This window comes from Sphingomonas sp. (genome assembly GCF_036387595.1).
Taxonomy (GTDB): Bacteria; Pseudomonadota; Alphaproteobacteria; order Sphingomonadales; family Sphingomonadaceae; genus Sphingomonas.
Window position 1 is genome coordinate 1 of the sequence record NZ_DASVTL010000076.1, and the last position, 3,964, is coordinate 3,964.

5 protein-coding genes are annotated in these 3,964 nt (G+C 67.5%); 4 read left to right on the top strand and 1 reads right to left on the bottom strand.

The features are described 5' to 3' along the window. The first annotated feature begins 380 nt into the window (after positions 1-380). Genes VF643_RS07750 through VF643_RS07765 form a run of 4 tightly spaced genes read left to right on the top strand, consistent with a single transcriptional unit; the run spans position 381 to position 3,469 of the window. Positions 381-1,277 carry a glycosyl transferase family 2 gene (locus tag VF643_RS07750; protein ID WP_414713819.1) on the top strand — a complete coding sequence of 299 codons (897 nt, stop codon included), beginning with the start codon at positions 381-383 and terminating at the stop codon, positions 1,275-1,277. Next, entirely contained in the window at positions 1,274-2,212 is a 939-nt protein-coding gene (locus tag VF643_RS07755) for an acyl-CoA dehydrogenase (RefSeq protein ID WP_331042809.1), read from the top strand. The genes VF643_RS07750 and VF643_RS07755 overlap by 4 nt, the downstream gene beginning before the upstream one ends. 55 nt (positions 2,213-2,267) lie before the next feature. Then, entirely contained in the window at positions 2,268-2,891 is a 624-nt protein-coding gene (locus VF643_RS07760) for a PIG-L deacetylase family protein (RefSeq protein WP_331042810.1), read from the top strand. Next, the gene (locus VF643_RS07765) at positions 2,888-3,469 is read left to right on the top strand and encodes a class I SAM-dependent methyltransferase (protein WP_331042811.1); all 582 of its coding nucleotides are present in this window, start codon (positions 2,888-2,890) and stop codon (positions 3,467-3,469) included. Before VF643_RS07760 ends, VF643_RS07765 begins: the two co-directional genes overlap by 4 nt. Here VF643_RS07765 and VF643_RS07770 read toward each other — a convergent pair. Further along, on the bottom strand, positions 3,464-3,964 hold a 501-nt coding region (locus VF643_RS07770; RefSeq protein WP_331042812.1), incomplete at its 5' end, for an alkaline phosphatase PhoX. The two genes, VF643_RS07765 and VF643_RS07770, sit on opposite strands and share 6 nt — an antisense overlap.

Sequence of the window (3,964 nt, forward strand, 5' to 3'; positions counted from 1 at the left end):
AACAGCGCTACTTCGACGGCATGCTCTACTTGATGAGCATGATGCACGTCACGGGCGAGTTCCGGATCATCCAGCCGCCACAGCGTTGATGCAGTACCGTCAGCTTCCGCCCCGGGCTGGTTCAGACACACCGCCGCTACCCTTGCGGCTTCAACCCATGGTTGCACAGGCCCGAAAAACCAAACGCTTCAGCCGATCGTTAACATAGATCATGAGCTGGAGACGTCGGTGAGCCACGACTGGAATCGATCGGGTTGCGATTGACGAGACTGACCAAGGCGCCAGCGTGCGCGATCGCCGTACCCGTTCGAAACGAAGCCGCTCATCTTCCCCTGCTACTCCGCGCGCTGTCCCGTCAGTGCGAGGCTCCCTCCTTCGGCGTGGCCCTGTATTTCGACAGCTGCACCGATGACAGTCACGCGATCGTCCGGGGGATCGCGCCGACATTGCCCTACAGGATCGAGATCGGGTGCAGTGCGGGTGTCGCGCCGCCCAACGTCGGACGGGCGCGGGCGGCTGCCGGCGCGCTTGCCCTGTCGTTGTCGCCGGCCGTGATACTCAGCACCGACGCCGACAGCGAGCCGGCGGTGGACTGGGTGGCAGCGAATTGCGCCGCGCTCGAGGGAGCCGATCTGGTCGCGGGCAAGATCGTCATTGCGAGCGCCGCCGCCGGATCGCTGCACGAGCGACTGGCCGCCTATTACGACCGGCTCCATCGTTACCGCCGTCGCATCGATCCGGTGGCATGGGAGGACGACGCGACCCATCACTGGACCAGCGCGACCAGCCTTGCGGTTCGCGCAAACGCCTATCGCAGCCTCGACGGATTTCTCCCGCTTTCGCGTGGAGAGGATGCCGATTTCGCGGATCGGGCGTGGCGTGAGGGGTATAGGCTGCGGCGCGACGCGCGGGTGGTCGTGCGGACGTCGGGGCGGCGGCAGGGACGTGTGGAGGGCGGGTTCGCGGCCATGCTTGCGGATCACGACGCTGCGCGTGTTGCCGCGCCGGTGTCGCACCCGGATGACGAAGCGTGGCGCTATCACCTGCACGCACGAGCACGCGCGAGTTTCGCGGCGGGCGAGTTCCGGCTGCTCGCCGAGCTGCTGGGCCTGAGCCGGAGCGATGTCGAACGCATCGCGGGACAGGCGCGCAATGCCGATGCCTTTGCGGCGTGCATCGTCGGCGCACCCCCGGGCGGCATGCGTCAGATATCCTTGCCGCATGCCGAGATCGTGTTGACCGCGTTCGACGCCGACATGCTGGAAGGTGCCGCATGAGGGCGCCACTGACCCGTGCCGAGGTGTTGCGCCCGTTGGCGGCGATCGCGAGCTTCGGCGACCCGCAATCGCCCGCGGCGCTGCTGGTGCTGTTGCAGCTTCTCTACGACGTCGGCCGGCGTGACCTGCCAATGGGCAGGTTGCTGGAAGGCCATGTCGACGCGCTGCAGATCGTGCACCGCTACGGCTCGCCCGCACAGGCTGAGTGCGCCGCAGAGGCCGCACGCGGCGGGCGTCTGTTCGGCGTGTGGAATGCCGACCAGCTGGATGATCCGACGCTGCTGGCCGCCGGGTTGCTTTCGGGCGGCAAGGCCTTCGCGTCGGGGGCGGGCCTGGTCACCGACGCCCTGATCTCGGTCGACGTGGAGGGGCGCCGGCAGCTAATCCTCCTGGACCTCGATCTGGTGCGGCCGACGCTGGACCGCTCCTGGTGGCGCGTCACCGGGATGAAGCGATCGGAAACCCACATGGCGCGGTGGGCGGACCAGCCGATCGCGGAGGGGGCGATGATCGGCGCGCCCGGGGACTATGTGCGTGAGCCTCACTTCGGTGGCGGCGCCATACGCTTCGCGGCGGTGCAGGCTGGCGGCATCGCTGCGCTTGCCGATCTGGTCCGCGACCATCTGGTCGGGGCCAAGCGCGGCGACGATCCGTTGCAACGCGTGCGTCTGGCCGATCTTCATCGCCACGCCCAGGCGGCGGCGGATGCGGTTCGTGGGGCGGCGCTCGGCTGGTCGAACACCGACGTCCCCGGTACCGTCGCCCGGGTCGCCGCCTCGCGCAATGCGGTCTATTCAGCGGGCGAGGCTGCGTTGTCGCTCGCGTCGGCGGCGGTCGGTTGCAGGCAATGTTCGACGATCATCCGCTGTCTGCGACGATGCGCGACCTCGACACCTATCTGCGCCAGCCCGGGCCGGACGCGCAGCGGCTATTAGCCGGCAAGGCTGTGCTGGATGGCGTGCTCGCAGCGGCGCTATGAGGTGCCTGCCGATGTCGATCCGCCGTGCCCTGATCGTTGCGCCGCACGCAGATGACGAGGCGATTGGGGCATGGGGATTGATGGACCTGCTGCGGAGGCGTCGCACGCGGCTATGGGTCATCGTGGTGTCGGACGGTGCCGCGTCGCACCCGGGCAGCCGGACATGGCCGCCGTCGCGACTGGTCGCCGAGCGACGCCGCGAGACGCGACGCGCGATGCGATCGCTGGATATTTCGCCATCGTGCATCCGCTTTCTCGACCTGCCGGACGGCACGCTGGACGCTCCGATAACCCGTCGCCGCCTGCGCAGGGAGTTGTTGCGCATGCCAAAGCCGGACCTGCTGGTCGGTCCCGTGAACGACGATGCTCATGCGGATCACCGGGCAGTGGCGTCGGCGTTCCACCGGTGCCCGGGAGTGTATCTTGGCTACCGCGTTTGGCCGGCAATGAAGTCCAGAGCAGGCCGCGTGCGTATTCCGCTCGATATCCGCACCCGTGCGATGAAACGCCGCGTGGTCTGCTCGTACCGCACGCAGTCCGGCCTGATCACTGACTCTCCAACGGGGATGACCATCACTGCGCGACATCTCGCAGCGTTCGTACGGCCGACCGAAGATTTTCAGGTGGGGTCATGAGGCCCATTGACCTTGACGGTTTTGCAGCCAAGTTCGCTGGCGATAACGATCCGTGGCACACCTGGACCGATCCGGACGAGGCGCTGAAGCGTGCTGCGATCCTCCACGGTTTGGGTCCGGGGCCGATCGGGCGCGTCTTGGAAATGGGTGCCGGTAACGGCTCAAACAGCCGCTCGCTCGCCGCGCGGGCGTTGCGCCTGGATGCGACCGAAGCGACGGCCGAAGGAACCGCATTGGTCGCCCACGCGATCGACCGGTACGCACCACGAGCGTGTGCGAGCCGGCTGGCCGTACCGGCGATGCCACCGCGGGACGACTACGACGCGATCGTCATCGCCGAACTGCTCTACTATCTCGATCCGATCCGCGCGATGCAGCCGCTTGCCCGTCAATCGGCTGAACTCCTTCGCCCGGGCCGGACGTTGGTACTCGCCCACCATCGCATCACCTTCTACGACTTCGTCCAGCCCGCAGAGGGCATCCACCACCGCTTTCTCGACGCTACGGGCGTCGATTGGCGCGTCCGCACCGTCCGTCAGACGGTGCGGTGGCAGGTCCTCGCCTGCACGCGGCTATAGGCCCACGACGCCCCCGTCGTTCTTGGTGATCACGATCGTCGACGAACGCGGACGGGAAGGCGCGGCCACTGCGCCGCCCTGATTCGCCGGCCAACTGCTGGTGATGTTGGTCGGGCCGCCATTCTCGCCCGGATGCTGGACGTTGACGAACAACGAGCGGCCGTCCGGGGTCGAATGGATGCCCGTGATCTCGCATTCCTTGGGACCGACCAGGAAGCGACGCAGCGTGGCGCCGGGTGCCTTGCCGATGCGGGTCGTCACCGTGCTGGTGGTGGTGACGTTGGCGGCGGTGGTGAGGGTGTTGTTTACCACGCGGGTGCCGCCGTCGCCGACACTGCCCGGAATGCACGCGAGCAGCATGCAGTTGGTGACGTCGGTATAGGCGCCGTCATCGGTTTCGATCCACATCACCGGGGTGACGGTGCCCGACGCGTTGCTCGGCAACCCGAACCACAGGCCGTCGGGCGAGGAGAAGTCGTTGGTCGCGTCGAGGCC

Bases quoted from the DNA above. Each gene is read 5' to 3' on its own strand.
- VF643_RS07755 (WP_331042809.1), top strand. From the start codon at position 1,274: ATGAGGGCGCCACTGACCCGTGCCGAGGTGTTGCGCCCGTTGGCGGCG.
- VF643_RS07760 (WP_331042810.1), top strand. From the start codon at position 2,268: ATGTCGATCCGCCGTGCCCTGATCGTTGCGCCGCACGCAGATGACGAG.
- VF643_RS07765 (WP_331042811.1), top strand. From the start codon at position 2,888: ATGAGGCCCATTGACCTTGACGGTTTTGCAGCCAAGTTCGCTGGCGAT.